General features: G+C 67.0%; 27 protein-coding genes. 5 read left to right on the top strand and 22 right to left on the bottom strand.

Annotated elements, in window-relative coordinates:
- Window positions 1-138: 138 nt before the first annotated feature.
- The 3 genes from D0C15_RS29610 to D0C15_RS34835 all read right to left on the bottom strand — a co-directional run bounded on the left by D0C15_RS29610 (window position 139) and on the right by D0C15_RS34835 (window position 2615).
- Window positions 139-954: an ABC transporter permease gene (locus tag D0C15_RS29610; RefSeq protein WP_116051420.1), complete on the bottom strand. Its 816-nt coding sequence runs from the start codon at window positions 952-954 to the stop codon at window positions 139-141.
- Window positions 951-1955 (bottom strand): ATP-binding cassette domain-containing protein, encoded by a 1005-nt coding sequence (locus D0C15_RS29605; RefSeq protein ID WP_116051427.1) that lies wholly within the window; start codon window positions 1953-1955, stop codon window positions 951-953. Before D0C15_RS29605 ends, D0C15_RS29610 begins: the two co-directional genes overlap by 4 nt.
- Window positions 1956-2177: 222 nt before the next feature.
- A complete protein-coding gene (locus D0C15_RS34835) occupies window positions 2178-2615 on the bottom strand; it encodes a hypothetical protein (RefSeq protein ID WP_211323376.1) in 438 nt (145 codons plus the stop codon).
- A 140-nt stretch (window positions 2616-2755) separates the two neighbouring features.
- Between D0C15_RS34835 and D0C15_RS29595 the strand changes: the two genes are divergently transcribed.
- Window positions 2756-3988 carry an RNA polymerase sigma factor gene (locus tag D0C15_RS29595; RefSeq protein ID WP_116051419.1) on the top strand — a complete coding sequence of 411 codons (1233 nt, stop codon included), beginning with the start codon at window positions 2756-2758 and terminating at the stop codon, window positions 3986-3988.
- 6 nt (window positions 3989-3994) lie between these two features.
- Here D0C15_RS29595 and D0C15_RS29590 read toward each other — a convergent pair whose 3' ends face one another.
- The 18 genes from D0C15_RS29590 to D0C15_RS29505 are packed head-to-tail and all read right to left on the bottom strand — an operon-like array spanning window position 3995 to window position 20600.
- Entirely contained in the window at window positions 3995-5437 is a 1443-nt protein-coding gene (locus D0C15_RS29590) for an aldehyde dehydrogenase (RefSeq protein WP_116051418.1), read from the bottom strand.
- 7 nt (window positions 5438-5444) lie between these two features.
- A complete protein-coding gene (locus D0C15_RS35270) occupies window positions 5445-6731 on the bottom strand; it encodes a cytochrome P450 (RefSeq protein WP_116051417.1) in 1287 nt (428 codons plus the stop codon).
- A complete protein-coding gene (locus D0C15_RS35265) occupies window positions 6728-8290 on the bottom strand; it encodes an AMP-binding protein (RefSeq protein WP_116051416.1) in 1563 nt (520 codons plus the stop codon). The genes D0C15_RS35270 and D0C15_RS35265 overlap by 4 nt, the downstream gene beginning before the upstream one ends.
- 34 nt (window positions 8291-8324) lie before the next feature.
- Window positions 8325-9071, bottom strand: coding sequence for a class II aldolase/adducin family protein (locus D0C15_RS29575; protein WP_116051415.1), 747 nt, complete (start codon window positions 9069-9071; stop codon window positions 8325-8327).
- Window positions 9068-9856 (bottom strand): 2-hydroxychromene-2-carboxylate isomerase, encoded by a 789-nt coding sequence (locus D0C15_RS29570; protein WP_116051414.1) that lies wholly within the window; start codon window positions 9854-9856, stop codon window positions 9068-9070. The genes D0C15_RS29575 and D0C15_RS29570 overlap by 4 nt, the downstream gene beginning before the upstream one ends.
- Complete coding sequence (locus D0C15_RS29565) at window positions 9853-10785, bottom strand: thioesterase family protein (RefSeq protein WP_116051413.1); 933 nt, start codon at window positions 10783-10785, stop codon at window positions 9853-9855. The genes D0C15_RS29570 and D0C15_RS29565 overlap by 4 nt, the downstream gene beginning before the upstream one ends.
- Entirely contained in the window at window positions 10782-11582 is an 801-nt protein-coding gene (locus D0C15_RS29560) for an alpha/beta fold hydrolase (RefSeq protein WP_116051412.1), read from the bottom strand. The genes D0C15_RS29565 and D0C15_RS29560 overlap by 4 nt, the downstream gene beginning before the upstream one ends.
- Window positions 11579-12550, bottom strand: coding sequence for a beta-ketoacyl synthase N-terminal-like domain-containing protein (locus tag D0C15_RS29555; protein WP_116051411.1), 972 nt, complete (start codon window positions 12548-12550; stop codon window positions 11579-11581). Before D0C15_RS29555 ends, D0C15_RS29560 begins: the two co-directional genes overlap by 4 nt.
- On the bottom strand, window positions 12547-13665 hold the full coding sequence (locus D0C15_RS29550) for a beta-ketoacyl synthase N-terminal-like domain-containing protein (RefSeq protein WP_116051410.1): 1119 nt from the start codon (window positions 13663-13665) through the stop codon (window positions 12547-12549). The genes D0C15_RS29555 and D0C15_RS29550 overlap by 4 nt, the downstream gene beginning before the upstream one ends.
- Window positions 13643-14767 carry a beta-ketoacyl synthase N-terminal-like domain-containing protein gene (locus D0C15_RS29545; protein WP_116051409.1) on the bottom strand — a complete coding sequence of 375 codons (1125 nt, stop codon included), beginning with the start codon at window positions 14765-14767 and terminating at the stop codon, window positions 13643-13645. Before D0C15_RS29545 ends, D0C15_RS29550 begins: the two co-directional genes overlap by 23 nt.
- Complete coding sequence (locus tag D0C15_RS29540; protein ID WP_116051408.1) at window positions 14764-15969, bottom strand: beta-ketoacyl-[acyl-carrier-protein] synthase family protein; 1206 nt, start codon at window positions 15967-15969, stop codon at window positions 14764-14766. Before D0C15_RS29540 ends, D0C15_RS29545 begins: the two co-directional genes overlap by 4 nt.
- A gap of 3 nt (window positions 15970-15972) precedes the next feature.
- Window positions 15973-16230: an acyl carrier protein gene (locus tag D0C15_RS29535; RefSeq protein ID WP_116051407.1), complete on the bottom strand. Its 258-nt coding sequence runs from the start codon at window positions 16228-16230 to the stop codon at window positions 15973-15975.
- A gap of 37 nt (window positions 16231-16267) precedes the next feature.
- Entirely contained in the window at window positions 16268-16768 is a 501-nt protein-coding gene (locus D0C15_RS29530) for a 3-hydroxyacyl-ACP dehydratase FabZ family protein (protein WP_116051406.1), read from the bottom strand.
- Window positions 16761-17210: a 3-hydroxyacyl-ACP dehydratase FabZ family protein gene (locus D0C15_RS29525; protein ID WP_116051405.1), complete on the bottom strand. Its 450-nt coding sequence runs from the start codon at window positions 17208-17210 to the stop codon at window positions 16761-16763. The genes D0C15_RS29530 and D0C15_RS29525 overlap by 8 nt, the downstream gene beginning before the upstream one ends.
- Window positions 17207-17947, bottom strand: a complete 741-nt coding sequence (gene fabG / locus D0C15_RS29520) for a 3-oxoacyl-[acyl-carrier-protein] reductase (protein ID WP_116051404.1) — start codon at window positions 17945-17947, stop codon at window positions 17207-17209. Before fabG ends, D0C15_RS29525 begins: the two co-directional genes overlap by 4 nt.
- A gap of 48 nt (window positions 17948-17995) precedes the next feature.
- Window positions 17996-19216, bottom strand: coding sequence for a CaiB/BaiF CoA transferase family protein (locus D0C15_RS29515; protein WP_116051403.1), 1221 nt, complete (start codon window positions 19214-19216; stop codon window positions 17996-17998).
- A gap of 2 nt (window positions 19217-19218) precedes the next feature.
- The gene (locus D0C15_RS29510) at window positions 19219-20406 is read right to left on the bottom strand and encodes a steroid 3-ketoacyl-CoA thiolase (RefSeq protein WP_116051402.1); all 1188 of its coding nucleotides are present in this window, start codon (window positions 20404-20406) and stop codon (window positions 19219-19221) included.
- Window positions 20403-20600, bottom strand: a complete 198-nt coding sequence (locus D0C15_RS29505) for a ferredoxin (RefSeq protein ID WP_116051401.1) — start codon at window positions 20598-20600, stop codon at window positions 20403-20405. The genes D0C15_RS29510 and D0C15_RS29505 overlap by 4 nt, the downstream gene beginning before the upstream one ends.
- Window positions 20601-20768: 168 nt before the next feature.
- Between D0C15_RS29505 and D0C15_RS29500 the strand changes: the two genes are divergently transcribed.
- The 3 genes from D0C15_RS29500 to D0C15_RS29490 are packed head-to-tail and all read left to right on the top strand — an operon-like array spanning window position 20769 to window position 24186.
- The gene (locus D0C15_RS29500) at window positions 20769-21929 is read left to right on the top strand and encodes an acyl-CoA dehydrogenase family protein (protein WP_116051400.1); all 1161 of its coding nucleotides are present in this window, start codon (window positions 20769-20771) and stop codon (window positions 21927-21929) included.
- A 17-nt stretch (window positions 21930-21946) separates the two neighbouring features.
- Entirely contained in the window at window positions 21947-23053 is a 1107-nt protein-coding gene (locus tag D0C15_RS29495) for an acyl-CoA dehydrogenase family protein (RefSeq protein ID WP_116051399.1), read from the top strand.
- On the top strand, window positions 23050-24186 hold the full coding sequence (locus tag D0C15_RS29490; RefSeq protein WP_116051398.1) for an LLM class flavin-dependent oxidoreductase: 1137 nt from the start codon (window positions 23050-23052) through the stop codon (window positions 24184-24186). The genes D0C15_RS29495 and D0C15_RS29490 overlap by 4 nt, the downstream gene beginning before the upstream one ends.
- Window positions 24187-24270: 84 nt before the next feature.
- Here D0C15_RS29490 and D0C15_RS29485 read toward each other — a convergent pair whose 3' ends face one another.
- Window positions 24271-25599, bottom strand: coding sequence for an FAD-dependent oxidoreductase (locus tag D0C15_RS29485; protein ID WP_116051426.1), 1329 nt, complete (start codon window positions 25597-25599; stop codon window positions 24271-24273).
- Between the two features lie 229 nt (window positions 25600-25828).
- On the opposite strand from D0C15_RS29485, the gene D0C15_RS29480 reads away from it, so the two are divergent.
- Window positions 25829-26314 (top strand): epoxide hydrolase family protein (locus D0C15_RS29480; RefSeq protein WP_170161339.1); only part of this gene is annotated, 486 nt, incomplete at its 3' end.

The raw sequence follows: 26314 nt of genomic DNA, 5'->3' as shown, positions 1-26314 counted from the left end.
TGGCAGCTTCGATATTGCTGACCTGGGGCCATGTCACGAGCGCACTGTCCGCATACGACAGTCGCGCGGCGCATCTCCGCGGTACCAGGTTTCCTCGACTGGTACCGCGGAGATGAACCACATCTGCCCGGCCGCGGCTCAGGCTCGTTTCTTGAGTGCGCGCAACGACATCGGCGCGAAGACGAGCACGATGACCGCCGCCCATACCAGCGACCAGACGACCGGCCCCGCGACCGGCCCGCCGTTGATCAGACCACGGAGTGCCTGCATGAGCACCCCAACCGGATTGACGTCGGCGAACCAGTGCAGCCAACCGGGCATCGTCTCCGGCGGCGAGAACTGACCGCTGGCGAAGCACAGTGGCAGCAGAATGGCCATACCGAACATCTGCACCTGTTCAGCTTCCTTCGAGGTGACGCCGATCAGCACCACCACCCAGGAGAACGCCGCGGCGAAGACGAGCAGCAGACCCGCCGCCGCCAGCAGGCCGAGAAAACCGTTCTCCAGCCGGAACCCGAGCACAAAACCGATACCGAGAATCAGCAGAATCGACCAGAGCTGCTTGAACTGGTCCGCGGCTATCCGTCCGGCGAGTGGCGCCCACCGTGCGATCGGCAGGGACCGGAGACGGTCGAACACCCCCTTGGACAGATCGGAGTTGAGCCCCTGGCCCACGTTCAGCGTGGCGAACAGCATGTTGCCGACCAGCACACCGGGCAACAGGAACTGGATGTACGAACCGACTCCGCCGGAGATGGCACCGCCGAAGACGAACGTGAACAACAGCGTCAGCATGATGGGCTGAACGCTGATGTCGGCCAGTTCCCGGGGATCGTGCTTGATCCGCACGAGACTGCGCCACGCGAGGGTCAATGCCTGACGCAGGCCGTTGACGGGGTTGACCCGCGGCGAGAGGTCGATGGGACGGGATGCGGTCAGGAGCGCGGTGGTCATACCGCCACCTCCTCTGTCGTCTCGGTTTCGGTGTCGGCCGCGGTGCCGGTGCCTGGGCTGGACGTCTTCTCGTCCGCGGTACGCCCGGTCAGCGACAGGAACACCTCGTCGAGGCTGGATCCACGCAGCGACAGCTCGCTGATGGCGATGTCCTCCTGGTCCAGCCGCCGAACGACGTTCGGCAGGACGGCGGGGTCGGTCACCGCCGCCGTGATCACCTGGCCCTCGACGGAGGGACTGGAACCGGTGATCGCGGAGACCACGGACAGCACCCTGTTCAGATCGGTGTCGATCAGCGGTTTGACCACCAGTGACTGGGCACCCGTCCTGGCCTTCAGGTCGGCGGGTGTACCGCTGGCGATCACCTTGCCGTGGTCGACGACGGCGATCTCGTTCGCCAGCGAGTCGGCCTCCTCCAGGTACTGCGTCGTCAACAGAACGGTGACGCCGTCGGCGACCAGACCCCGCACCAGCTCCCACAACTCGAGGCGGCTACGCGGGTCGAGGCCGGTCGTCGGCTCGTCCAGGTAGAGCAGGCGTGGTCTCCCGACCAAGCTGGCGGCCAGGTCCAGCCTCCGCCGCATCCCGCCCGAGTACGTCTTCGCGGGCCGATCGGCCGCTTCCTCCAGCTGGAAGCTCGTGAGCAGCTCCTTCGCCCGCTGCCGGGCTTCCCGCTTGGACACGTTAAGGAGCCGGCCGATGAGCAACAGGTTCTCCGCGCCGGTGAGCGTCTCGTCCACCGCCGCGTACTGCCCGGTCAGGCCGATGAGCTGCCTCACCTGGTGGGCGTCGCGCACGACGTCATAACCACCGACCGTCGCATGTCCTTCGTCAGGCTGAAGCAACGTCGCCAGGATGCGCACCGCGGTCGTCTTACCCGCGCCGTTGGGACCGAGCAGCCCGAATACGGTGCCCGTGCGCACGGCCAGGTCGACACCATCGATCGCGGTGGTCTCGCCGAACCGTTTCACCAGGCCTTCGGCCGAAATCGCATAATCCATGAAATCCTCCATCAGGTACTGCCTGCCCGGCGTGGCGCCGGGGCCGGCAGGTTCGTTACGCCTTTCGCGGGCCACGGTGAACAACGGTTCGCGTCGCGTGCCGTCTTATCGTGGGACCGGAAAAGGGCGGAAAAGAAGTGCGCCACCAACGGGAAGAGCGTGGATTCTTCACGTCACCGCCGGCCTGCGGAGGTGGCCTGCACCGCGGAAGGCGGGGTTCGGTCATTTCTGCCTCGCCGCCATCGGCACGGACCGGTCGAGGACGAGCGCGGACGCGGGCGTCATGGGTACGAACGCGCTCGACCGTGCCGTACCCGCCCGGCGTGACAGGCCCCGAACCGTGCTGAGCGGGAGGCGTTCGGCACGAGCCGGCCGGGTCCTGCCCGACTTCGCCCCTCGGGTGTAACGCCAGTACCAGATCAGCATCAGCGTGCCCGCGACGGCGTAGAACGAGTGCAGCGCCCAGATCGGGCCGACCGGCAGGCTGAACACATACACCGAGTGCACGGCGTTGCCGAGATTGGTGAGCATCAGGTTCACCGGGCTGTACGACGTGAGGTCCTTCGTCTGCACCGCTTTCACGAGCATCGGCAAGTAGCTGACCACGAATATCACCGTTGACACTGACCCGGCGATCAGCGGCAGGCTGGTGAACGTCATACCGGCTCCTCTGCATCCGGCACCCCCTCGGGTGCGTCTGTAGGGGTGTAGAAGCCGACGGGCTAATCTCGACATGTCCGGGAAAAGTCTTCGGCGGCCGGTTGGCGGCGCCCGGCAAGGGGTGGGGCTGTGAGCAGCAGGTGAGTACGAATACCGAGGTCGAGCGCCAGTTACGGGAACTGGCGCCGCAGGTGCTCGGCATACTCGTGCGGCGGTTCGGTGGCTTCGACATCTGCGAGGACGCCGTGCAGGAGGCACTGGTCGCGGCCGCGAGCCAGTGGCCGTCCGATGGTCTGCCCGAGAACCCGAAGGGCTGGTTGATCACCGTCGCCTGCCGCCGGTGGACCGAGCTGTGGCGAAGCGATACCGCTCGTCGTAGACGCGAGGAGGCCGTCGCGGTCCTGGCGACGCCCGAGCCCGAGCCGGCGTCGGCGGTCGACGACACACTGACCCTGCTGCTGCTCTGCTGTCATCCCTCACTCACCCCGGCTTCGCAGGTGGCACTGACCCTGCGAGCCGTCGGGGGGCTGAGTACGGCGGAGATCGCCCGCGCGTTCCTGGTACCGGAGTCGACGGTCGCCCAACGCATCAGCCGGGCGAAACAGCGCATCAAGGCCAGCGGTGCGCAGTTCCGGATGCCGGCTGAGGCCGAACGCTCCGAGCGGATGGCCGCGGTACTGCACGTGCTGTACCTGATCTTCAACGAGGGATACACCGCCAGTTCCGGAAGCGCGCTGCACCGAGTCGAACTCACCGCCGAAGCGATCCGCTTGGCCCGGCAGTTGCACGACCGCCTGCCCGACGACCCCGAGGTCGCCGGGCTTCTCGCGCTCATGCTGCTGACCGACGCCCACCGCCCCGCGCGCACCAGGGCCGACGGCACTCTCGTTCCGCTCGCCGAGCAGGATCGCAGCCTGTGGGACGCCGAAGCCATCGCCGAAGGCATCGGCCTGATCACCGAGACGCTGGCGAACGCACCGATCGGGCCATACCAGCTACAGGCCGCCATCGCGGCGGTGCACGACGAGGCGGCCAGGGCCGAGGACACCGACTGGAAGCAGATTCTCGGCCTCTACGATCTGTTGCACGGCATCGCACCAGGTCCGATGGTCAGTCTGAACCGCATCATCGCCGTCGCGATGGTGCACGGTCCGCGCGTCGGCCTGGCACAACTGGCGGAGGCCGAGTCCGAGCCCGCGCTCGAAGGGCACCATCGAGTCGCGGCCGTCCGGGCGCACCTGCTCGACATGGCCGGCGACACGGAGGCGGCCAGGATCCACTACCGGATGGCGGCACGGCGGACCCTGAGCGTCCCGGAGCAGCGTTATCTGGAATCCAGGGCGGCCCGTCTGGCACCACGCGACGGTACCTGACCCCGCCTACCGGTAGATCGACTTCAGTCGCAGATAGGCGTCGAGCCCCTCAGGGCCGAGTTCGCGGCCCAACCCGCTGGACTTGACCCCGCCGAACGGTGCGCCGTGGTCGAGTGAGTAGCCGTTCACACCGAAGGTGCCGGTATGCACGCGCCGCGCCACGTCAAGCCCGCGCTGCGGGTCGGCCGTCCACACGGTGCCCGCCAGGCCGTAGTCCGAATCGTCGGCGAGTGCGACGGCCTCGCTGACGTCAGCGTAAGGCTGCACGGTGAGCACCGGACCGAAGATCTCCTCCCGGGCGAGCGCCGAACCGGGTACGACGTCACCGAATACCGCCGGTTCGAGATACCAGCCGCGGCCGAAGCCGGCCGGGCGCCTGCCGCCGGTGGTCAGCCTCGCTCCTGTCGCTAGGCCGGACTCGATGAACGACTCGACGCGATCGCGTTGACGCCTGCTCACAAGTGGGCCGATCTGCGTGGCCCGGTCCAGTGGCTCTCCCAGTACGAGGTCCCCCGTAGCCGCGGTGACGGCCTCCAGTACCTCGGCATAACGGCCGCGCGGTGCCAGGATCCTCGTGTTCGCGAAACAGGTCTGACCCGAGTTCACCAACGCGGTGCCGATCAGGCCAGGTATCGCCGTGGCGAGATCGGCATCGTCCAGAACGATCGCCGCCGACCTGCCGCCCAGTTCCAGGGTCGCCGGCCGCAGCAGCCCACCACACACTCGCGCGATCGCCCGCCCGGTGGTGGTCGATCCGGTGAAGCTCACCTTGTCCACTCCCGGATGTGCCACCAGATGGGCACCGACGTGTCCATCACCGGGGACCACGTTGACCACACCGTCGGGCAGTCCGGCCTCGGCCACCGCCTCGGCCAGGACACAGGCATCGAGCACGGTTTCCGGCGCGGGCTTGAGCACCACCGTGCAGCCTGCCGCCAGGGCTGGAGCAAGTTTGAACATGGTCAGCGTCGCCGGGTAGTTCCACGGCACCACCGCCGCGACCACACCGGCCGGCTCGCGGCGGACGATGGTGGAACCGGACCCGGTCAGCGCCGGCCTGCACTCTTCGGGCTCGGTCTTCCTGATGAGCTCGGCGTAGTACCGCAGCAGTCTCGGTGGGCCCGCACCTTCCACTGGCGCGGAGAGCGAGACCGGCATGCCGTTCTCACTGCTGATCAGTCGGGCGATGCGGCCCGCCCTGCGACCCAGCACGTCCGCCAGCCGGTCCAGCACGTCGGCCCTGCGCTCGGGCTCCCACCGCGACCAGCCGTCACGCGCACCGAACGCCCGGCTCGTGGAATCAACTGCTCTGTCCACATCGGTCAGGGAACACCGCGGTGCGAATCCGACCTCCTCCTCCGTGGCCGGTGAGCGGACCGTGATCAGTTCGTTCGAATCGGGCCGCTGCCAGGAACCGTCGAGGAACACTGACCGGAACCGGGTCTCCACGGCGCGTTCAACCGATCCTGGCCGGCATCGACTTGGCGCCGTTGACGAAGTTCGACTGCAACCTCGTCACCGGTCCGGTGAGCCTGAGGGTGGACAGGTGCGGCCGCAGCATCGTCAGCAGGGTCACCAGTTCCAGACGCGCCAGGTGGGCTCCGAGACAGAAATGCGGACCGATACCGAAAGCGAGGTGGGGATTGGGATCGCGCCCCAGATCCAGCCTGTCCGGTTCGGCGAACACGTCGGCGTCACGGTTGGCCGAGGTGTAGTAGATGACCACCTTCTCGCCCTCCGCGATGGACTGCCCCATGATCTCGGTGTCCCTGGTCGCGGTCCGGCGGAACATCATGATGGGCGTCGTCCAGCGGATCAGCTCCTCCACCGCACCCGCCATCGGCACCGCGCCGGAGGCAAGCCGTTCCCGCTGCCCTGGATTGTCCGCGAGCGCCTCGACCGAGCCGGAGATCAGGTGTCGTGTCGTCTCGTTACCCGCGACGACCAGCAGCAGCCAGAAACTGCAGAACTCTCTGTCGGACAACCGCTTGCCGTCGACCTCGGCATTCGCGAGCCGGCTGATCAGGTCGTCCGTTGGCTGTTCGCGCCGGGCCATACCCAGCCGCAGAGCGTACTGGAACGCCTCACCGAAGGCAGTGCGGTACGCCTCCACGTCGCCGCCCCCGAACTCCGGGTCGTCGAACCCGACGAGCGCGTTGCTCCACCGGTACAACAGGTGTCGATCAGCAGGCGGAACCCCGAGCAGGTCGCACAGCACAAGCAACGGCAGCTCCGCGGCGAGATCGGGAACGGCGTCGAACTCCTCGGCCGCGACCACCTTTTCCACCAGCGCCTCGGCATGCCTCTCGATACTGCCGGCGAGTCCGCCCACGGCTCGAGGGGTGAACACCGATGCCACCAGTTTCCTGATCCGCACATGCTCCGGCGCATCCATGCTCACCAGCAACTGCCGCATCTGTTTGAGGTCGCCAGGTGTTCGCGGGTCACGCAGGAAGGCACCCTTCTCTCCGGATGAGAACTCATCCGCTCTGCGGGACACCGAGAACACCGCGTCATGCGTGGTGACGGCCCAGTAACCGGTTCCGCGGTCGACACTGCGGCCCGCGCTGCTGTGCCGGACCAACAGTGGCTCGTCGACCCAGGCCACCGGCTCGTTCGAGCGCCTGCGGGCGAACTCCGCGTGCGGTACTCCCGCGGCGTAGGTCGCGGGGTGCGCGATATCGGGCCGTCCGGCGGTCGCCGGGTTCACCGCTGTGGCCGCGTTGGCCGCTGTCGCCGTCATCGGTCACTCCTCGCCGGCGGGCTGCCCGCCGCGTAGCTGTCACGCAGTACGTCCTTGCGCAGTTTTCCGGTCTCCTCCCGGGGCAGCGAGGAGAGCATCTGGTACTCGCGCGGCACTTTGAAACCGGCCAGGGAGCGACGACAGTGCTCGTCGAGCTCTGTCGGTAAATCGGCGGGCGCGCTCGCCTCGGCCTCGATGATTCCCACGACCCGTTCGCCGAACTCGTCATCCGGGACGCCGATCACCGCGACGTCGTGAACCGCGGGATGAGTGAGCAGCACCGCCTCGACCTCGGCGGGGTAGATGTTGACCCCGCCGGAGACGATGAGGTCCTGCGCTCGTCCGGTGAGGAAGAGAAAGCCCGCCTCGTCGAGGTAACCGACGTCGCCGAACGTGAAAGTGCCCGGCTCCAGATGTGCGGATCTGGTCTTCTCCGGGGCATTGTGGTAGCTGAATCCACCGCCTTTCGCGCGGCGTACGAACACCCGTCCCTGACGGCCCGCCGGTAGTGACGCACCTGCCTCGTCGACGATGACGATCCCGTTCGGCGGCACCGCGCGGCCCACCGTGCCGGGACGACTGAGCCAGTCCCGTGAACCAACGAGTGTGACGGCCCCGCCCTCCGTGGCACCGTAGTACTCCACCAGAACCGGTCCCCACCAGTCGATCATTCGACGTTTGACTTCTACGGGACACGGCCCGCCGCCGTGCCAGACCCGAACCAGGCTGCTGCCGGAAAACTCCCGCCGCACCCGCTCATCGAGGCGCAGCAGCCGCACGAACTGCGTCGGCACGAGGTGGGCCGCCGTGATCTGTTCCCGGTCAATGGTCTCGAGGGTGGCCAACGGATCGAAACGGCCACGGATCACCAGTCGGGAGCCGAGCAAGAGTCCGAGAAGCGCGAAGAACAGCTGCGACGAGTGGTACCACGGACCGTCGAGCAGGCACCGCTCCCGCGCGGGGACATCGAGCACCGCCCTGGCGTACCTGGTCAGCTTCACCACTCTCGAGAACGGGGCACCGACCACGAACAGTCCGTTGAGGACGCCTTTCGGCGCACCGGTTGTGCCCGAGGTGTAGAGCATCGTCGCGCCGCAACTCTGGTGCCGTGGCTCGGCCGGGGACGCCGACGCCAGCAACGGTTCGACGGCGCTGAAGCCGTGCACCCCGTACTCGCCGGTGACCAGCCGGATCGAGCACGTCCCGGTCGACATCCGCACCGCCCGGCCTGTGGTTTCCGCGTAGTCCGGCTCGACCACTACTGCCCGGCTTCCCGAGTCGGACAGGATGTACGAGATCTCTGGAGCGGTCAGATGCCAGTTGACCGGAACCAGGGTGATGCCGGAGTGCAGGCACGCGAGCAGCACCTCGAACGTTTCCCGGCGATTTCCGAGCACACACGCCAGCCGGTCGCCCACCCCGAGTCCATGTGTCGCGAACAGTGCCATCCACCTGTTCACCCGTTCCCCTAGCGCGCTCCAGCTCACCTGACCCGCATCGTCCACAATGGCCGTCTCGGAGCCACCCTCGATGATGTACTCGTCCAGTAGCGTCGGCATGTTCGCGCTCATTCCTTTCCGAACGGTGGCGGCACTATTCCAGAAGGTCTGGTTGCGTGCGGACCAGGTCGGCGTACAGCGGGCGGAAGTTGAGACGGCCCATTTCCGGCGTTCCCATGGTCGCCGCGGTCGCACGCGCGACGACCGGGTCGACCGGCACCGGCTCACCCGCCGCTTCGGCCAGTAGTTGCACGTGGCACGAGCTGTCCATCGTGACGAACCACCAGGCCGCTTCCTGCACCGACTGCCCCACCGTGAGCAGGCCGTGATTGCGCAGAATCACCGCCTTCGCTCCGCCGAGCCGCTCGGCGATCTGTTTGCCTTCCTCGGCGTCGAGTACCACTCCGCCGAACCCGTCGAACACTTCGTGGTCCTCGAAAAAGGCACACGCGTCCTGCGTGATCGGATCGAGTCGTCTCCCCAGCGTCGCCCATGCGCGACCATAGGTCGAGTGTGCATGTGCGACCGCCACCACGTCGGGCCGGGCCGCGTGCACCTGTGAGTGGATGGCGAACCCAGCGGGATTGACGGTTCCGGAACCCACGCGGACATTTCCACCGGTGTCGACCAGTAACAGGTCACTCGCTCGAACATGTCCGAAGTGGACGCCGAAGGGGTTGATCCAGAAGCGTTCCGGGTCACCAGGGTCGCGAGCGGTGATATGGCCTCCCGCGCCCTCGTCGAAGCCGGACCTGGCGAACAACCTCAGGGCCGCCGCCAGGCGTTGTTTACGATAGGTCCGCTCCTCTTCGACACTCCGTACCCGCCGTGTACCGGTCATCCGCAACCTCCGGGAGTGTCGAGGTCGTATAGGTCGCCGGCCGCTCCTGGCGCGACCGCCTCGGCGGCCGTCCGAGAACCGGGGGCCGAGTTCCCCGGACCACCAAGCGAAGCACCGTTCCCAGAGGCCCTGTCCGCGGCGGGTGCCCCCGCCAGGGAACTGGAGCCGGCATCGCGGTGCCGCCAGGTCTCGATGAACACGTCCAATCGGTCGTATCCCCAGAAGCGATGCGGTCCCCACTTGAAATAGGGAATCCCGAAGACGTCGTCCAAATAGGCGGTGTAGAGACAGTCGGCGCCCTCGTCCCTGATACCGGCGTCGGCGGGGGCACCGGAGATCTTCCCGGGATCCAATCCGGCGCGCTCGGCTGCCGCACGGATGACGTCGATGTCGCAGATGTTCTCGCCCCGTCCCCAGCGGGCCTCGGTGACGGCGTCGTAGAACTCCCATCCTCGGCCATGTCTGCGCGCCATCAACCACGCCAGATGCGGAAGCTCCCACCAAGGATCGACGTCGACGGGCCAGGCCATGGCGAGTCCGTGCCGCTCGGCGATTCGCTTGGTGTCCATCAGCATGTACAGATGCTTTGCCCTGCTCATCTGGACGTAGTGGAACTCCCCGCCACGTTGGGCAAGTGCCGCGCTGGTCCGCTCGTCGGGGTCCCAGTACGGGAAGCACTCCAGTTGGTCGAGCCCACCTGGCACCTCGTCACGGAGCCGGTTCAGCGCGAGCCAGCTGTACGGGCTGCGAAAGGAGAAATAGAGGCGGGGCCTGCGGCGTCTCATGAGCCGCTCCCGAGCAGTGCGCTGACCACGCCGTCGTCGAGTTCGGCGAGTCCGCCAGCTCCCGGTCCCGCCGCGATGGCGTATCCGTGCAGGATCTGCGCGGTGGCGACGGCGACCAGTTCGTCACCACGCTGCACGTAACAGTCCATTCTGCCGTCGAACATGACCCCTCTGAGGATGTCGGTGACCGTGAAAACCGTGTGTACGGTCTCCTCCATATAGGCGGCGTCGAGCAGTCGCACGCGGGCACGGGAGACGACCGGGATCCAGGACCGCTCGGCCAGCATCCGGCCGACCGAGATACCCCGATCGGCGAGATACCGGTCCACCACTTCCTCGAGCGTTCGCACGAACCCCGAATGCTGCACCCGCTCGGAGTAGTGGCAGTAGAAGTACGGAGCGCGCCAGGACCAGAGAAACGCGGCGGGACCGGTGGCGAGCACCGACGTCGCGGTCTGTCCTCGCGGAATCCGCCGGTGCTCATGCCCTGGCACCGCCAGCTCGTCGACCGTGAAGTCGGCCAACGACTTCGGCGGACGGCGATGGCCGTTCGCGGTCCGTTCCCGGACCAGCGCCACCGTCACCTTCCCGCGCAGCACGGTGGTCCTGGCGCCATCGCGCGCGACGGACAGCTGCACGGTGAGCCGGTTACCCCTGCCGCGGACGACCTCGGCACGTACCTCGTCGTCGATTTCGAGAACCGCGGGCAGTTGCACCGAGCAGTCGGTGATCTCCAGCCCGAGACCGTACTCCGAATACAGCTCCCTGACCCCTGCCCCGTTGTCCCGCAGCCATCGCAGCACCGCGTGCTCGACGAGATACATGAAGTGTTTGAAGCCGATCCAGGTACGGATATTGGCGCCCTCGAATGCGGGACTGCCGTGCACAACAGTCGGCGTTGCCTGCCCCCGATCCACTGTCGCGGTCAACGGAGCTCACCTACCTTCGTCGTCGTTGCCAGCACCTCGGCGACGAGGTCGGAGACCTCCGCCGCGGCGGCGGCGGCCTGCCGCACGTGGAAGAAGTGGTCGAAGTTCTCGTGTACTCGCAGAGTCGCTCCCGGCATTCCGTCGACGAGTGCGTCGGCGACCTTGGGGGGCAGTGTCGGGTCCTCGCCGCCGACCAGCACTCGGATCGGCACCTGGACCTGGTCCAGTGGCAGATCGGCGCTCGCTGTGTAGCAGTCGAACACCGCGGCGAAACCAAGTGGACCCGCCCGATCGAGTGCGACCCTGACCATTCCGTCGAGGACCTCGGGATCCATCCCGCCCGCGCGTTTGCCCAGCCGGGCCCGCACTCCGTCGCCGATGTGCTTGACGAACGTCTCCCGCGACCGGTCATACATTCGCCAGCTCACCTCATAACGCGGCAACCGGTAGAACGGGCACATCAGTGCGGCTGCCCTGCCCGGTCGCGGGTCGTGTGCGCACAACAACTCGAGTGCCGCGTTGGCGCCGAAGGAATGCGCCACGAGGACCTCGGGGATGGCGCCGAGCAGATCGAGGCCGTCACCCAGCCAATCCCCTACCGGCCGGGCACGCCAGCGGTAGTCCTTGCCCGCCTGCCATGGAAGTTCGAGTGCGACCAGCCGCCAGTCGGGGTCCAGATGTGCGGCCAGCAGTTTCCAGCTCGCCCAGTGTCCCTCCATACCGTGCGCGAAGACCACGAACGGCGCACCGGGCACACCGCGCGACAACGTGTGCGCCCTGACCGCGAAACCACTCACCGGAACCCCTTCTCTCCCGCGACGTGTTCCGCGGACCTGACCGAAGCCGAGCCGATACCGACAACACCGTGTCCCTCGTCGACGGCGAGGTGCGCTGCGAGAGACAACGCCACGACCCCGTGCGCACCGTGGAAGTCGCCCCACTCGGAACCGATGTCGAACTCGCGCCCGCCCGCGGATACCCGGCAACCTCGCAGCCCTGGTCGCACACCGAGGTCAAGCACCGCTCGCACCGGGGCGATCAACGGATCACGGTGACCTCGCGACCCGACGTTCTCCGGTGCTCGCTCAAGGACAACGCACGCACTTCCGGCACGCAGTCCGCCACCGTGCAGGGCCGCCGCGACCTCGTCCGCCGGTTCCGCACCGACCAGCACGACCCGGGACGCACGCTCGGATCGCAACAGCAGCTCGGCCAGCCGCAGTCCGGAGAACCCGGCGGCGCTGCCGGAACACACCTGTAGATTCGGACCGCCGAAACCGAACCAGAGTGCCACGCTGCTGGCCATCACGTTGCTGGAGACGTTGGGGGCGTCGAGGACGCTTACGGCCCTGCCACCTTCAGCCGCGATGGTGCGGGCGACCTTGGCCACCGTCCCGACGTTGCCCAGACTGCTGCACGCGATCACCGCTGTTTCGGGGGACAGCGACGTTTCCCCACGCTGCCCCCACGGCAGTCCCAGGGCTCGATGTACCGCGCACAGAGCCAGCCGGGTGGCGGGTTCCTTGTACAACAGGCCCTTTCGGCCCAGTACGGTGGCGGCGCTGTCCGCCCCAACCCACTCCGTTCGCGCCCACTGTCCCCCGGGCGGGCCCAGCACCGGAGCCAGCGTGGATCGTGCGTCGACATCAGGCAGGTGCAGGCTCCAACCGGACAGCAGCAGCCTGCGCCTGCCCGTGTCGACGAACCGCGTCGAGTCCGGACTGTCTCTGGTCCCCCAAGCGGGGACAGGTCCCGCGCCGGTCATCGCGCCTCCAGCAGCGTCACGGCGTTGACTCCACCGAAGCCGAACGCGTTGACCTGGACGAGATTCGTCCGCCGCGCGACCGGCCCGCCCACCACGAACCGCAGGCCCGCACCCTCGTCGAGCGGGTCCGCAAGGCCGACCACCGGTGGAATCATGCCCGTGCTCAGACATCGCAGTGCCACATCCACGTTGACCAGCGCGGCGCTGCCCGACGTGTGTCCGACCGCGCCTTTGACTCCGGTCACCAACGGATCGCCGCCCGCCCCGAGCACGATCTTTCGCAAAGCGTCGCACTCGACGGGATCGTTGAGCACGGTTCCGGTTCCATGCGCGACCACAAGGTCCACTGTGGAAGGATCTCGATGGGTCCTCGAGAACACGCCGGACATGGCCCTGCTGATGCCCTCGATGTCCGGCGCGGTGGCATGGAACGCGTCACAGGACAGCCCGGTGCCCAGCAGCCTGCCGAGTACCGGGCCGCGCCACGACTCACTCACCACGACGACCGCGGCCGCGCCCTCGCCGAGCAACACCCCAGACCGGTCACGATCGAACGGGCGCACCCGCTCCGTTGGCCGGTCCGCGACATGACCGATCATCGCGAGCATGGACTGGGTCATCGTGTCGGTCGCGGCGACCACCACGACGTCCGCCTCGTCGAGTTCCACCATGTCCTGCGCCAGGGCGAGTGCGTGGCCGCTCGCGCTGCACGCGTTCGACAGTGTGGTCACGTACGTCACTCCGGGCAGCGTCTCCCGCACCACCTCGTCGAAGTCCAGTCCGCTCACCGGGAAGCCCGACCCCGTCAACGCCCAGTCCTCGACGGCCGACAGCTCACGCAACCCGGTACCGACGAGCACGGCCACTCGCTGCCGTTCGGTGTCCACACCGGATTCGGCGACCGCCTCGGTCAGGCACTTCGCCAGCAGACGCCCGGCGCGAAAGCGCTCACGTCCGTGATCATCGATGTGGTATCCGGCGGTCACGTTGAGTTCGGCGGGATCGCCGTGCCGGAGACCGGTGACTCCGCACTCGCTCCGCAGTAATCCGGCGAAGGTGTCCGCGCCTGACCCGAGGCAGGTGCGGACGGCGCTAGCGGCTATCAGGGTCGCCATCGGCGAACCTCCTCACCAGAGCGGCACCGACGGCACCGTCCGGTCCGCGAGCGGTCAGCAGGCTGAGCCCGCTCTGCGACGCGAGACCATCGGGCGCGAGCAGTACCGCCAGCGCAACCGCTCCCGAAGCGGCGTCACATTCACCGAAAGCACGTTTGACCATGACCCTTTCGGGCCGATGCCCCAGCGCCCGCACCACGGGGCCGTACTCTCCTCGGTCGTCTTCGCCGACCTCTCCGGTGTATACGGCAGCGACCGAGGTGGAATCCACGCCGGCGCGAGTGACGACGCGGGAGACGCAACTCGCGAGGGCGTTTTCAGCCGCGTCCACACCACGCTCGTACCCCGTGCCGTAGCCCGTCGCCACCGCGAGCACCTGTGCCTGCTGTCGCGCCCCTGTCCAGCCGGGTGCGTCCGGCCGGGTCAGCACGAACATGCCGGCGGCCTCCCCCGCGGAAACCGTCGACGTGGCGCCGGTGAGCTCGGCGGCCCATGCGCGATGCGGGCTGTACTCCTCGACCGCGCCCGCGACCACCACGTCGGCGTAGTCCCGCTCGATCGCGTTGCTCGCGTATCGCAGCACGTTCAAGAACGCCAGCGCGCCACCCGCGATCGTCGTGTTCACCCCACGCAGGCCGAACCTGATCGCCACCTGGCCCGCGGCGCAGTTCATCACCGTGTTCGGGAACATCATCGGGTTGACCAGGTAGGGCTTCTCCTGAACCAGCGTTTCCCGTGTGTAGTCACTGGTCGACTTGAAACTGCCGAGCGTGGTGCCCAGCACCACGCCCACCCTGCCCGCTACGGAGGCGTCGACGACAATCCCGGCCTCGCGCAGCGCCTCCTTGCAGCACACCACAGCGAGACCGGTCGCACGATCGTAGGTGCTGGTGCCCTTGCGCCCCAGATGTTCTCTCGGGCTGAAGTTCGCGACCACGTGACCGTTGCGCCCGGGAAGGGGCTCCTCGTAAAGACCACCGACATCGGCACCCTCGCTGACCAAACCGCCGAGTTCGGCGGTGGCCAGCTTCTTCACCAGAGGGTCGATCCCCACGCCGGCAGAGGTCAGCGCGCTCCACCCGGTCACGACGACGCCGGTCATCTCGGCACTCCCAACATCACGATGGCGTTGTTGCCACCGAAGGCGAATCCGTCGTTCTGGACGACCCGCACTTGGGCCGGCCGGGCCTCGTTCGGTACCGGATCAATCCCGAGCAGGTCGGGGTCGGAGTTGGCCCAGTTGACCGTCGGCGGCAGGAAACCGCGATCGATGGCGAGCACGGACGCGATGGCGCCGAAGCCACAGGCCGCGCCCATGGTGTGGCCGAGCATCGATTTGATCGAGCTGATCGGCGGCGGTTGCGCTCCGAACACCTCGACGACGGCTTTGCTCTCGACCAGGTCGTTGAGTTGCGTTCCTGTTCCGTGCGCGCAGATGTAGTCCACCTCGGCCCTGTCGATCCCGGCATTCCGATGGGCGATCCGCATACACTCGGCGACGCTGGCCGTATCCGGCGTCACCGGGTGGCTGGCATCGCAGTTGACGCCGTAGCCGAGCAACTCCGCGTAGATCCTGGCGCCACGGGACTCCGCGTGCTCCAGAGTCTCCAGCAGCAGCACCGCACCGCCCTCGCCGGTGAGGATGCCCGTCCTGTCCAGGTCGAACGGGCTGCAGGACTCCTTCGCGAGTGCGCCGAGCCGGTAGAATCCGGCATGCGCCCATCGGCACACCGAATCGGCGCCGCCGGCATAGACGACATCGGCCTCGCCGCAGGCCAGCAGGTCATAGGCGTAGCCGATCGCGTAGTTGCTCGCCGAACAGGCTGTGGCGATCGTCAGTGATTCGCCCTGCAGGCCCAATTCGGCGCTGACGGCGTTGGCCAGTCGGTTGGCGGGCAGCTGAGCCAGCAACGCCGGGTCCTGAGCGGCGAAACCACTGTCCACGATCTGCGCGGTGAGCGCTTCGGCGACGGCGGACTCACCACTCGTGGTCCCCATGATGGCGTGTGCCATGCCTGGTGCCACCCCGGCCAGGTCCAGCTTGGCGTCCTCGGTCGCCAGCCGCGCGGCACTCGCGGCGAACTGACTCGACCGTCCCCAGTTCGCCGCGTCGATTCTGCGGAGGTGGTGACCGGGATCGAAGTCGCGCACCTCCCCGCCGTTGCGGTGGGGGAAGCCGGACGCGTCGAAGCTGGTGATCGGCGAGATGCCGGACCGGCCGGTACGCAAGGCATCCGCGAACGCTGTCACCCCGGTCCCGATGCTCGATACCGGCCCGAGCCCGGTCACCACCACACGCACCACGGTTCAGCCGATCCGGTTCGAGTGCCTGACCAGCGCATCGTTGACCGCCCGCAGGTTGCGCAGTTCGGGCAGCTCCGCCTGCGGGATCTCCACCTTGTACCGCTTGTCGATGCGTGCCAGGATCTCGATAGCCCGCAGCGAATCCGCTTCGTAGTCGTCGATGAAGTCACCTGTGTCGGACAGTTCCTCGGGCTCCAGTTCGAGCACCTCCGAGACCAGATCGCGAAGCTCCTCAAGCTGTTGGTCGGCTGTGTGAGTCATAGTGATCCTCCCGAAAGTGATGACGATCCATCGGTTCTCACGCGGCGGCGTCCGTGGAAGTCACGGGCGCCGCGGCGCCGGACAGGCGCACGGAGCGCCGTGTCGCGATCAAGGTGGTAACGGAGGCGATCAGCCGGTCGCCCACCCACGTCTCACCGGAGGCGAACGCGGTGTCTGCGAGAACGGATTCCAGCTGGACCTCGTGGCGCAGCACGTCACCGGGTCGCGCGGATCCCGTGAACCGGTAGTCCCTGGCGCCGACGAACATGAGTACCTTGTCGTCCCCCGATTCTGGCGGCTGTCCTTCGAGCCACAGCAGCGCCGCGCTCTGGCCGAGTGACTCGACCAGAAGCGAAAGGGGGTAGTCGTAGCAACTGCTGCCGGCCTCGTCCGGAAGATCCGCGTAGCACGGTTCGGTCGCGGTGATCGCCTTGGTCGTCCGGATGGAGACCCCGGGACGCAGTTCCAGCACCCGGTCCACGAGCAGGAGCGGATAACGCTGCGGCAGGATCGCCCTGATGGCGGCGTGATCAAGCATCGACGGCCTCACCGGAGTCGAAGTCCGCCCTCAGTCGCGCGGAGATCGTGCCATCCGCCCGCATTCCCGATGCCGCCACATCCCACTCACCTTCCGACCTCGGCGTTACCGTGATCACCAGCGTCAGGTCGTCGCCGTCGAGCAGCGGGGCAAGGAACCGGACGGAGCGCAGAGTACGTAGTGCCGGCCTTCTACCGTCATTCTGTCCGATCGCGACGGTCATTGCCTGACACAACGCCTCGATGACGAACACGCCGGGAAATACCGCGAGGCCGGGGAAATGCCCGCGCAGGTTGGGATCCTCACCCCGGATCCGGGTCCTGGTGGTCACCTTCAACACGGATCCGTCCCGCGCCGTATGCCAGGAATCGATCGCGCACAGGGGTGCCGCACTCGCGGGTACCGCCGGAGCCGTCACCACACCGGTAGCTGTTGTGGTCATATGGTGATCCCTCCGTCCACCTGGAAAACCTGGCCGGTGATGTAGGAGGCTTCCTCGGACAACAGGAACGCGACCAGCTCGGCGACATCGTCAGGTGCGCCGAATCGCCGCAGTGGGATCTGACTGAGAGCCTGCTTACGCAGCTTTTCGTCCAGGACACCAGTCATGTCAGTCTCGATGAAACCCGGCGCGACTACATTGACGCGAACACCGTGGCCACCGACCTCTTTCGCCAGTGACTTGCTGAACCCGATGATTCCGGCCTTGCTGGCCGCGTACGCGGTCTGCGACGCGTTGCCGTAAACACCGGCCACAGAGGACATGTTCACCACCGCACCACCGCGGTTCTTCATGAATCTGAAAGCCATGGCGCGGCACAGGTTCCAGGTTCCGGTGAGATTGGTGGACAGTACGTCGTTCCAGTCCTCGGCGGATGCGATCACAAGTGGGCTGTCGCGGGTGATTCCAGCATTGTTGACGAGCAGGTCCAGGGGGCCGAGTTCGTCCTCGGCGGCCCTGACGAACGCTTCGACGTCGTCGGCACTGGAAACATCGCACCGGGCGAAGTATGCGGGCACCCCAGTCGATCGCACATCGGCTTCCGTTTCCTTGGACGCGTCACTGGCCGTGTGGAAACATCCCGCGACCGAATAGCCCCTCTGCGCGAGCCGTATCGCGACAGCTCTGCCGATTCCGCGCGAGGCACCCGTGACCAATGCCCTGTGGTGCTCAGCCACTTCGCCTCCTCATACTCTGCATTCCCCCGCTGATTCCGTGATTCCAGTCTAGGAAGCTCGTGGCACAACATTCTTCTCGTGGTTTGCCTCAGATTCCGGCAATTCGGCGAGTACCTCTTCGGTATCCGCACCGGGCACTGGAGCACCACGGCGGATCCGCGTCGGGGTCCGGGAGAACTTGACCGGCGGGCCGACGAGCGGGGCGACCGAACCATTGCTGAGGACCGTGTCCTGCAACATCGCCCGAGCCGCGACCTGCGGGTCGGCGGTTGCTTCCGCGAGCTGTCTTACGGGGGCCGCGACAAGGCCCGCGCCACTCAGGGCGGCGACCGCTTCCGTCACCGTCCGGTGCCGGCACCAGCCGGCGACCAGCCGGTTGATCGCATCCCGGTTACCGATCCGCTCGGAGTTCGTTCGGTAGCCTTCGGCCTGCGCGAGGTCGGGTCGATCGATCAGCTCGACGAACGATCGCCAGTGTCGGTTGAGCGCGACCGCGAGATACAGATGCCCGTCCGAGCAGGGGTAGACGTTGGCGGGGACCACGAAGTCCGTCTCGTTACCGAGCCGCTGTGGCGGAGCACCGGAGGCCGCGAGCGTCGGCAGGCCGCTGCTGCCGAACAACATGCAGTCCATCATGGACACATCCACATGCTGCCCTTCTCCGGTTCTGTCGCGATGGTTCAGCGCGGCGAGCGCTCCAATGGCCGCGTGCAGTCCAGCCAGCTCGTCGGCCAGAAACGTGGGCGCCCGCACCGGTGGCTCATCGGGGTGCCCGTTGAGCGCCATCCACCCACTGGCCGCCTGGATGACCGGGTCGTAGGCGGGCAGATCTGCTTTCGGACCGTACTGGCCCCAGCCGGAGATCGAGACGACGATGATGTCTGCCCGCGCCTCGCGACAGGCCGGGTATCCGGCACCCCAGTCGTGCAGCGTGCCGGGTTTGTAGTTCTCGACGACGAGATCCACCCCGGCGACCAGACGCAGGAACCGATCTCGATCCGCCTCGTCCCGTAGATCCAGGCCCGCACTGCGCTTGTTGCGGTGCACGGTCTCCCGGAACCAGGACAGCCCGGTTCCGGGGATCTCGGGTGGCACATCCCCGTCGCGCCCATCGGCGAGTTCGATCCGGACGACGTCGGCGCCGAGGTCGGCCAGCACACAGCTGGCGAGCGGGCCGGACCAGACCTTGGTCACGTCCAGGACTCGCACTCCTTCGAGCGGGCCTGCCGAATCCGGCCTCGCCCGCTGATAGAAGTCCTGCTCACGCATCACTACATCCTCTCCAGCACGGACGCGGTGCCGAGCGAGCCACCGCAGCACATGGTGATCAGGGCGGTCCCCGAATCGTCGCGCTCGAGCTCGTGCAGCGCGGTGACGAGCAGCCTGGTGCCGCTCGCGCCGAGCGGATGCCCCAGCGAGATCGCACCACCGTTGACATTGACCCGCTCGAGATCGACTCCATGGGTCTTCGACCAGTTCAGTACGACCGCGGCGAAGGCCTCGTTGACCTCGTACAGATCGAAGTCGGCTGCTCGCATGCCCGAGCGCCGCAGGATGCGCTCGGTCGCCGCTACCGGTCCGTCAAGCAGGTAGTACGGATCAGCACCGGTGACGACCTGGTGAACCAGTCGCGCACGGGGCACCAGCCCGAGTGCCCGCGCCCTGCCGAGCGACATCCACAGGACCGCGGCGGCGCCGTCGGACACCTGTGACGTCGTGCCCGCCGTGTGGACCGCACCCTCGACGTTTGGTCGTAGTTTTCCGAGACCTGTCCTGGTCGTCGCCCGGATCCCCTGATCCGCCGAAACCGTCCAGGTCTGGCCCGCCGAATGTCCTGTGTCATCGAGCAGCGGCGCTTCGACGGGAGTGATCTCCCGGTCGAAGCGGCCTTCCGCCGAGGCCCGAGCAGCGCGCTGCTGGGACAACAGCCCGTAGTCATCGGCCGCGACCCTGCCGATTCCCTCGCGTTGCGCGATACGCTCGGCGCCACCGAACTGCGCGTGTGGTGGGTCGTTCCACGGATAGTCGCGGGTCTTGTAGTGTCCCGGTCCATTGTAGAGGTTGGTTCCGATCGGCACCCGGCTCATCGACTCGACGCCGCATGCGATGCCCGCCTCGATGGCCCCTGACGCGATCAAGGCGCATACGAGATGGTTCGCCTGCTGGGCCGACCCGCAGGAAGTGTCCACGGTCGTGCAACCGACCGCGGGATCGTTTCCGGAGCTGAGCCAGGCGTTGCGGGTAACATTGAGGCTCTGCTCGCCGGACTGCGTGACGCAGCCGCCGATGATCTGCTCGACCTCGGCCGGCTCGATACCCGCACGGGCGATCACCTCGACCTGTACGTGCCGCAACAACTCGACCGCCTTGAGCCCGGCCAGCCAGCCACCGCGTTTGCCGATCGGAGTGCGGACCGCGGCGACGACGACCGGAGTGTGCTCCCCCAGCACTGCCTTCATTCCGTGTCCACGACTGTGATCGCGAATTTGGGACAGGCGCGTGCAGCCTGCTCGACGGCAGCCCAGTGTCGTTGTTCCGGACTGTCGGTTTTGACCCGCAGTACGTCCTCGGAATCGAGTTCGAATACTTCCGGCGCGTACTGTTCGCACAGCCCGTTACTGTCGCAACTGTCGGCGTCGACGTGTACCAGCATGTGCCACCCGCTCTCCGACGTGTTCGTCTCACGATCTTGTCAACACATCGTGCTGCGAACTGGGCTCCCCCGGCCTCTCGTGAATTGCTCGTCCGCTCTTCTTCTCGGTTCGTGCGGAGATCCATTCCGATCGCGCTGATTCCCGAAGACTGTGGATACCGTGATTCCATGCGGTTGGGCGACAGTAAGATCCAAGCTGAATTTCGCTCGGGACTACGTGAATGGCTTTCGCGGCACGTGCCCGCGGCGGATTCCGTGGTTCCGCGTACGTGGCAGCTCGATGAGCTGCGCTCCTGGAGCAAGGCGTTGCACGCGGCCGGATACGCCGGGCTCACCTGGCCCGTGGAACACGGCGGGCGCGGCCTCTCCCCCGCCTATCAGGCGATCTATGCGGAGGAGAGCGCACTCGCCGAGGCGCCGGACCACGCAGGGGTGATCGGGCTGAACATGGTCGGCCCGGCGATCATCGGCTACGGAACACCGGAACAGAAGGCGCAGCACCTGCCGCGCATCCTGTCCGGAGAGACGATGTTCTGCCAGGGATTCTCCGAGCCGGAGGCAGGATCCGACCTGGCATCGGTTCGCATGAGTGCCCGGCGTACCGCCGAGGGCTATGTGCTCGCTGGAGAGAAGGTGTGGTCCTCCTACGCACACCTCGCCGACTACTGCCTCCTGCTGGCCAGAACCGATCCCGCGGCGGCCAAACACCACGGCCTCACGTGTTTTCTGCTCGACATGCGGGCGCCAGGTGTGGACGTTCGGCCGCTGCGGCAATTGTCAGGCGACACCGACTTCAACCAGATCGTGCTGAACGAAGTGAATGTTCCCGCGCACTGTGTGCTCGGCCCAGAAGGCCAGGGCTGGCGAGTGGCGCTGACTACGCTCGCACACGAGCGCGGGACATTCGGCATCACCCTCACCGCCCGCCTCGCCGTTCAGCTCGACCGGCTCATCTCGACCGCGATCGCGGTCGGCGCGGACACCGACCCGCACGTGCGGCACGAGATCGCAGAGCTGCACATCGAACTCCAGGGCTTGCGCTACACCGGATACCGCGCACTGACCGAAATGGAACGTTCGGGCGAGCCCGGTCCGGAGAGCTCCATTCTCAAACTGCGTTGGTCGAAGGCCAACCAGCGGGTCAGCACCCTCGCACTCCGGCTGTCCGGCCCAGGAACGATCCGCAACTCGGCACCAAAATCCGAATGGGAACGCTACTGGCAGCACCAGCGACTGCGCACCAGAGCGAACAGCATCGAGGGCGGCACGTCGGAGATTCTGCGCGGCATCGTCGCCGAGCGGGTACTGGGCCTGCCACGGTCCCGGTAGCGTCGAAGGGACGTGGAATGGAATTCGCACTGACAGCCGAACAAGCCGACGTACAGTCCGCCGCGCGGCATTTCCTGGCGCGCACCTACCCGCCGAGTCGCATCGCCGAGTTCGCCGACGGCCTCGGCTCGGACATCGGTTCCTGGCCGGAGCTGGTTGAGCAGGGCTGGCTGGATCCCGACCTCGGCCTGGTCGAGCTGGCGTTGCTCGCCGAGGAGAACGGACGTGCACTGCACCCGGCTCCATGGTGGGCGACAGTCGCGCTGGCGCTGCCCGTCTACCGGACAGCGCAGGCCCAGCTACCTGGAGCCGCGACGCTGGCCGACGGGACAGACGGTGCCGGTCGCGCTCACGCGACCCACCAGGCTGGACAGTGGCGGCTCGACGGGACAGTGCCCGACGTCGTCGACGCCGGAGTCGCCACCGAAATCGTGGTGGCCGCTGAGACCAGCACGGGCCTTTCGCTTTTCGGTCTGCGGCGCGAGGAGCCCGGGGTTTCCCTCAGCGAAGGCGCGGGCATCGACCCACTGCGTTCCAGCCCGGAACTGACGATGGCCGGAGCGCGAGCCCGATTACTGGTCGGACCGCCCTTGGCGGCAGAACTGCTGACCGAGATCGGCGCGCGTGCCACGACCCTACTGTCCTGCGAAGCCGTGGGCGTCGCGGATCGAGCGCTCGAGATCGCCGTCGAGCACGCACGGACCCGGGTGCAGTTCGGCCGGCCTGTCGGGTCGTTCCAGGCCGTCAGCCAGCTACTCGCCGACTGTTACGCCGAACTGGAGCTCGCCCGTTCCCTGGCTTACCGGGCAGCGTGTGTTCTGCGGGACGATCCCGCGGCCGCGTCCGACGCGGTGGCATGCGCGGCGCTGTCGAGCAGCAGGGCGGCCGTCAACGTCTGTGAAGCGGCGATTCAGGTCTGCGGCGGTATGGGAGTCACCTGGGAGTTTCCGCTGCACAGGTGGTTTCGGCGGGCCCTGTGGCTCGAAGCCGCCCTCGCGAACCGGCAGGACCCGCTGACCACGATCGCTGGTGCGCTGTTCGAAGGGCGAGCAGCGCACCGGGCCGGAACGGCTGTGCGAACGGACACTGACCGCCACCACGAACAAGGGGACGCAGTTCGATGAGCGATGAAGAGTGGGAGAACGCCGGGACGACCCAAGGCCTGGAGCTGCATTGGTTCCTGCCGTCCCACGGCGATGGCAGGGAGGTGGCCAAGACCGCCAGCGGTGTCGCGGCTCCGGGTGCCCGGAGGGAACCCGATATCGACTACCTGACCCAGGTAGCGCTCGCCGCCGACCGGTTCGGCTTCGCGGGCATGCTCACCCCGTTCGGATTGTTCTGTGAGGACCCATGGGTGCTCGCCTCCGCCCTGGTAGCGAGAACACGGCGAGTGAAGTTCATGATCGCGCTGCGGCCGGGCTTCGTGTCACCGCTGCTGGCCGCACAGACCGCGGCCACCTTCCAGCGAATCTCCGACTCGCGGCTGCTGCTCAACGTCGTCACCGGCGGTGACGCCGACGAACAGCGCAGGTACGGCGACTGGCTGGACCACGACCAGCGCTACGACCGAACCGGGGAGTTCCTGCGGGTCTTCCGCGACGCCTGGGCCGGAGAACGATTCGACTTCGCGGGTAACCACTATCGGCTCACCGGAGGTGTACTGGCCCGGCCGCACCCGGTCCGGCCGACCATCTTCCTCGGCGGATCCTCGGACTCGGCGCGGCAGGTGGCCACCGAACAGGCGGACGTCCTGCTCATGTGGGGCGAACCGCCGGAGGCCATGGCCGAAAACATCGCCCGTACCCGAGCGATCGCCGATCAGCGTGGCCGAAAGCTGCGTTTCGGCACCCGGTTCCACGTGATCAGCCGGGACACCTCGGCCGAGGCCTGGCTGGTGGCGGGCCAGTTGATCGACGGTATGGACCCGGCACGGATCACCCAGGCACAAGCACGTTTCCGTGCCACCGATTCCGAGGGACAGCGGCGGATGGCCGCCCTTCACGGTGGGCGGGCCGACTCGCTGGAGGTCTACCCCAACGTGTGGGCGGGCTACGGATTGGTCCGGCCAGGAGTCGGCACCGCACTGGTGGGCAGTCACGAGGAAGTGGCGGAACGGATCGAGGAGTACCACTCTCTCGGCCTGAGTCATATGATCCTCTCCGCCCAGCCGCATCTGGAGGAGGCTTACACGTTCGGCGAGGGCGTACTTCCCCTGCTGCGCAAGCGCGGCGTGCTCGCCGAGCCTCCGGCCGGCTGACAGCACGAGAGCGGCGGCTGCCGCCGGCCTCGTCGATTCGAGCCGGTGACAGCCGCCGTTCTCGCGCGACCGTGTCCTTACCCGCTAGCGTCCCCGGGGCCGAAGCACCCGGGAGATCACGCTGGGCCGCATGAGGGCCTGGGGCGGATCGACCAAACCTGCCGCGCGCAGGAAGGCATCGGAGAGCGCGGGGTCGTTCGTCGCGGCCGCCTGCAGCCTCGGAATGTAAGCGTTGCCCATTCGGACCTTCAACGTTCTGCGGCCTTCCACTCCAGGGAACCCGAGGTCCGCCCCCGCCGCCATGTCCCACGGTGCGTCGATGACCTTGGCCAGATCACGGAAGTACCGGCGCGGTTGCGGCGTCCTGTTCCGCAGGTGTCGGCCCAGGACCAGTGCCTCAAGGGCGGCCACGGTCATACCCTGGCCGTAAACGGGATTGAAGACGCAGGCCGCATCGCCCAGTACAAGCAGGCCGTCGGGAAAGCTGCCCAGTCTCTCGTACCGGCGCCGTACGCTCGCCGGGAACCGGAAGGACACCGGATCGCCGAGCGGATCCGCGTCCCGCACCGCCTTGTAGATCTCGGGCACCGGCAGGGACTTGACGTACGCGAGGAAACCCTCGTGGTCGGCGGGCGGGCGATCGCCGAGCACACCAGTGAGCGAGATCGAGTAGCGATCGGGCAACCTCGCGAAGATCGCCCCCCGCGGAATGGCGGGCGTCGCGACCGGGATGAGCGCGATGTCCTCGCCGATGGGGTCGTAGGACAACGGTCCCCGGAAGTCGCAGGTCGTGTAGGTCAGGTCCATTTTGACCTGCTCCTCCTCGACCCGCGGGTAACCCAGTTCCTCCAACCACCTCGGAGTCCTGGAGCCTCGCCCGGTTGTGTCGATCACGAGGTCTGCCGTCAGCAGCTCGTCGGAGTCATCCTTGTTCTGGCCGCGCACCCGCACGCCGGTCACCGTGCGCCGATCCGGCGTCGTCGTGAGACCGGCGATGTCCGTGCACTCGCGGAAGTGGACGTTGCTCATCGCGCCGACGCGGCGGCGAATGCGGTCCTCCAGCAGTGGCCGGCCAGCGGCCACGCAGACCAGCCCGGTTTCCGCCTTCTTGATCATCTCACCGTTGAAGTACCAGCTCAGGCTGGTTCCGAAATCGCCGACGGGCACGCCGATGGAAACCAGTTCCTCGGTGAACCCGGGAAAGAGCTCGTCGAGGATCTGCTTCCCCCTGGCCAGCAGGGCATGGATGTGGTGCCCCTGAGGGACGGCACGCCGTGGTCCACGCGCTTCCGTGAACTCGTCGCGGTCCACCACCGTCACTTCCTGGTAGGCATCCGAGAGCATCCGGGCGGCCAGCAACCCCGAAATGCTTCCGCCCAGCACCACCGCGTGTTCGCCGAGTTTGTCGCCCACCGGCATTTCTCCCATCGGATCCGTACGGCATTCGGACGTATTCAACATTAGCGACCCAAGGAGAAAGTTCTTCTTCCGGAATGCTCGATCCTCGCGGTTCGCACACGATTCTCTTTCCAGCACGGCAAGGCACTGGATAATATGGACCAGGCGACTGGCACCTCGCCGAAATCACGTCTCCTCGCCGTTCCAACAATCAGGTCGTTACCACCGATGATAGGAGTGTTGTATGGATCCGTTTCGGATCGAGATCCCCCAGCAGGACCTCGACGACCTACACCACAAACTCGCCAACACCCGCTGGCCCACCGAACACCCCGACACCACCTGGAACCGCGGCGTACCACAGCACTACCTCAAAGAACTCACCGAATACTGGCACACCACCTACAACTGGCGCACCGCCGAAGCACACCTCAACACCTACCCCCAATACACCACCACCATCGACGGCACCAACATCCACTACCTCCACATCCGCTCACCCGAACCCCACGCCCTCCCACTCCTCATCACCCACGGCTGGCCCGGCTCCTTCACCGAATTCCTCACCATCATCGAACCCCTCACCAACCCCAGAAAACACAACGCCAACCCCCACGACGCCTTCCACCTCGTCATCCCCACCATCCCCGGATTCGGCTTCTCCGGCCCCACCCCCGACACCGGCTGGACCATCCCCCTAGTCGCCCAAACCTGGACCACCCTCATGCCC

This window comes from Amycolatopsis palatopharyngis (assembly GCF_003385185.1).
Lineage (GTDB): Bacteria > Actinomycetota > Actinomycetes > Mycobacteriales > Pseudonocardiaceae > Amycolatopsis > Amycolatopsis palatopharyngis.
This window is presented reverse-complemented; position numbering and strand designations above follow the sequence as displayed.

Bases quoted from the DNA above. Each gene is read 5' to 3' on its own strand.
- D0C15_RS29610 (WP_116051420.1), bottom strand. From the start codon at position 954: ATGACCACCGCGCTCCTGACCGCATCCCGTCCCATCGACCTCTCGCCG.
- D0C15_RS29605 (WP_116051427.1), bottom strand. From the start codon at position 1,955: ATGGATTATGCGATTTCGGCCGAAGGCCTGGTGAAACGGTTCGGCGAG.
- D0C15_RS34835 (WP_211323376.1), bottom strand. From the start codon at position 2,615: ATGACGTTCACCAGCCTGCCGCTGATCGCCGGGTCAGTGTCAACGGTG.
- D0C15_RS35270 (WP_116051417.1), bottom strand. From the start codon at position 6,731: ATGACGGCGACAGCGGCCAACGCGGCCACAGCGGTGAACCCGGCGACC.
- D0C15_RS35265 (WP_116051416.1), bottom strand. From the start codon at position 8,290: ATGCCGACGCTACTGGACGAGTACATCATCGAGGGTGGCTCCGAGACG.
- D0C15_RS29575 (WP_116051415.1), bottom strand. From the start codon at position 9,071: ATGACCGGTACACGGCGGGTACGGAGTGTCGAAGAGGAGCGGACCTAT.
- D0C15_RS29570 (WP_116051414.1), bottom strand. From the start codon at position 9,856: ATGAGACGCCGCAGGCCCCGCCTCTATTTCTCCTTTCGCAGCCCGTAC.
- D0C15_RS29555 (WP_116051411.1), bottom strand. From the start codon at position 12,550: ATGACCGGCGCGGGACCTGTCCCCGCTTGGGGGACCAGAGACAGTCCG.
- D0C15_RS29550 (WP_116051410.1), bottom strand. From the start codon at position 13,665: ATGGCGACCCTGATAGCCGCTAGCGCCGTCCGCACCTGCCTCGGGTCA.
- D0C15_RS29545 (WP_116051409.1), bottom strand. From the start codon at position 14,767: ATGACCGGCGTCGTCGTGACCGGGTGGAGCGCGCTGACCTCTGCCGGC.
- D0C15_RS29535 (WP_116051407.1), bottom strand. From the start codon at position 16,230: ATGACTCACACAGCCGACCAACAGCTTGAGGAGCTTCGCGATCTGGTC.
- D0C15_RS29530 (WP_116051406.1), bottom strand. From the start codon at position 16,768: ATGCTTGATCACGCCGCCATCAGGGCGATCCTGCCGCAGCGTTATCCG.
- D0C15_RS29525 (WP_116051405.1), bottom strand. From the start codon at position 17,210: ATGACCACAACAGCTACCGGTGTGGTGACGGCTCCGGCGGTACCCGCG.
- D0C15_RS29515 (WP_116051403.1), bottom strand. From the start codon at position 19,216: ATGCGTGAGCAGGACTTCTATCAGCGGGCGAGGCCGGATTCGGCAGGC.
- D0C15_RS29510 (WP_116051402.1), bottom strand. From the start codon at position 20,406: ATGAAGGCAGTGCTGGGGGAGCACACTCCGGTCGTCGTCGCCGCGGTC.
- D0C15_RS29505 (WP_116051401.1), bottom strand. From the start codon at position 20,600: ATGCTGGTACACGTCGACGCCGACAGTTGCGACAGTAACGGGCTGTGC.
- D0C15_RS29500 (WP_116051400.1), top strand. From the start codon at position 20,769: ATGCGGTTGGGCGACAGTAAGATCCAAGCTGAATTTCGCTCGGGACTA.
- D0C15_RS29495 (WP_116051399.1), top strand. From the start codon at position 21,947: ATGGAATTCGCACTGACAGCCGAACAAGCCGACGTACAGTCCGCCGCG.
- D0C15_RS29490 (WP_116051398.1), top strand. From the start codon at position 23,050: ATGAGCGATGAAGAGTGGGAGAACGCCGGGACGACCCAAGGCCTGGAG.